This window comes from Enterobacter sp. PTB (assembly GCF_051130085.1).
GTDB classification, from domain to species: Bacteria; Pseudomonadota; Gammaproteobacteria; order Enterobacterales; family Enterobacteriaceae; genus Enterobacter; species Enterobacter ludwigii.
The window spans coordinates 1-546 of record NZ_JBDKEE010000111.1 but is presented as its reverse complement, the minus strand read 5'-3'; the positions used below and the strand labels follow the sequence as shown (position 1 = coordinate 546).

Sequence of the window (546 nt, the reverse complement as noted above, 5' to 3'; positions counted from 1 at the left end):
TGACGGAACGTGAGGTTAATCTTCTCTTCCGTTTCTTCATCACCGTCTGTATGCTTCACGTCAAAGCTTGTCGACGGCGCGAACTCTGCCAGCACCTGCTGCATGTTCAGCTTATTGATATTGACCTTATTCCTTTCTGAAAGCGATGCCGTCTCCCGGCCATTGCTGAAATCTCCAGCAACCACCAGTTTTAAGGGTAATTCCTGTTTTTTCTGTGCAGAACCTGTATGTACATCCAGTTTTAGATTAATTCGCGCTTTGGGTATTTCTGACTGAAAAGAGTTAGACATAGCTGTCCCTGTTCTGTGGGTTAATAGATCCAGCCCATATCCGTGTGTCCGCAGTGCAGGATTATCGCTAACCTGTGCACTACGCAACTGAGCCCCTGAATAGCAGTAAGAACGTGCGAAAATCATTCATTAACAAGCATGTTGCATAGCCATTTATCGGGTACAGAGGAATAAAATATCGGCCAATCAAGTCGCGGAAATATACGAACGGGTGCTTAACAAGGGGTAACCATTTTTTGTAACATGGTTATGCCAG

1 protein-coding gene is annotated in these 546 nt (G+C 45.1%); it reads right to left on the bottom strand.

Annotated elements, in window-relative coordinates; all coding sequences use genetic code 11:
- A partial coding sequence (locus tag AAIR21_RS27820; RefSeq protein WP_434682832.1) for a type VI secretion system contractile sheath small subunit occupies positions 1 to 290 on the bottom strand: 290 nt, incomplete at its 3' end.
- Positions 291 to 546 lie beyond the last annotated feature (256 nt).